The organism is Nocardioides sp. (genome assembly GCF_031422975.1).
GTDB lineage: Bacteria > Actinomycetota > Actinomycetes > Propionibacteriales > Nocardioidaceae > Nocardioides.
Map to the genome: position 1 here is coordinate 1 of NZ_JANPEO010000636.1, position 1,542 is coordinate 1,542.

Consider the following 1,542-nt stretch of genomic DNA (forward strand, 5'->3'; position numbering starts at 1 on the left):
TGGGACGCCCAGGCCACAGCTCGCGCCCTGGTCAGCGCGATCAGCGAGTTGGAAGCCGCGGACGGCGCGTTTGACCTCATCATCATGGGGAACGAGTCGGCCGACTCGGGTGGCTTCCAGGTCGGTATCCGCATCGCCCGAGCGCTCGGACGTCCGATCGTCAACGGCGTCAAGGGCCTGGAACTCGCTCACGACGATGGTGCTGACTCGATGATTGCTCGGCGCGAGTCGGCCAACGGCTACGAGGTCTATCGCCTGCCGCTCCCGGCCCTCGGGACGTGGACCGAGATCTTGAACACCGACGCGGCGGCGTACACCGGGTCGGGCGTCGGCAACCTCGGCAGCATCACCGCCGTCGCGGGTGACACGTCAGGTCAGCCGGCCTACGCCGACATCGTCGTGCCACCCCTCGCGACGGTGTGGTTCCGCCACGAGCCGCCTAGCTGTAGTTCCCCGACAGGTTGTGGACACCAAGGCCTAGACGAATAGCGAGGACCTCCAGTACGGAGGGGGTTACCACACCAACCCTCTACTGGAGGTCCTCGTGACTCACGCTAACGCTCCACTGACTCCGCTTGGTCGTCAACGTCTTGCTGAGTTGATCGTCGTCCATGGGTGGTCGGCTCGTCGTGCCGCCGAAAGGTTTCAGTGCTCACCTGCCACCGCAGCGAAGTGGGCGGCCCGCTACCGGGCCGGGCAGCCGATGACCGATGTGTCGTCGCGTCCCCGATCGTGTCCGACCCGAACACCTCAGCGGCTCGAGCGGCGGATCATCAAGCTGCGCTACTGCCGACGCTGGGGACCACACCGGATCAGCTACCACCTGGGTGTGCCTCGTTCCACGGTCGGACGCGTCCTGGCCCGCTACCGCATGCCGCAGCTGGCCCACCTCGACCAGACCACCGGACTGCCGGTCCGCAAGCCCAAGCCGGTCCGCTACGAAGTCGCCACCCCCGGCGACCTGGTGCACGTCGACATCAAGAAGCTCGGCAAGATCCCCGACGGCGGCAGCTGGCGGGCATTCGGGCGCGGATCAGAGCAGCACAAGAAGGCCATGGCTGGCACCAGCCGCGCGGCCAGGGCCGGCGGGTTGTCCTCACGCGGCTACGTGTTCTTGCACCACGCCGTCGACGACCACTCCCGATTGGCCTACTCCGAACAGCTCCCCGACGAACGCAAGGAGACCGCAGCAGCGTTCTGGGAACGGGCCAGAGCCTTCTTCGCTGACGCAGGCATCAGCGTCCGAGCGGTCATGACTGACAACGGCTCCTGCTACCGGTCCCACGCCTTCGCTGCAGCCCTCGGCGATGGCGTCAAGCACCGCCGTACCCGGCCCTACCGTCCACAGACCAACGGCAAGGTCGAACGGTTCAACCGCACCATCAACCAGGAGTGGGCCTACGCCCATACCTACCTGTCCGACGATGCCCGCTCAGCCACGTATGCGGACTGGCTCCACTTCTACAATCATCACCGACCCCATACCGGCATCGGAGGCCTCGTCCCCGCCGACCGCGTTCACAACGTCACGGGGAACTACAG

The 1,542-nt window shown here is 66.4% G+C and carries 2 protein-coding genes; both read left to right on the plus strand.

Annotated features, from left to right (window positions below; translation table 11 throughout):
• On the plus strand, positions 1–489 hold a 489-nt coding region (locus RMO85_RS18865; protein WP_310530257.1), incomplete at its 5' end, for an alpha amylase C-terminal domain-containing protein.
• 55 nt (positions 490–544) lie between these two features.
• On the plus strand, positions 545–1,542 hold a 998-nt coding region (locus RMO85_RS18870), incomplete at its 3' end, for an IS481 family transposase (protein WP_310530258.1).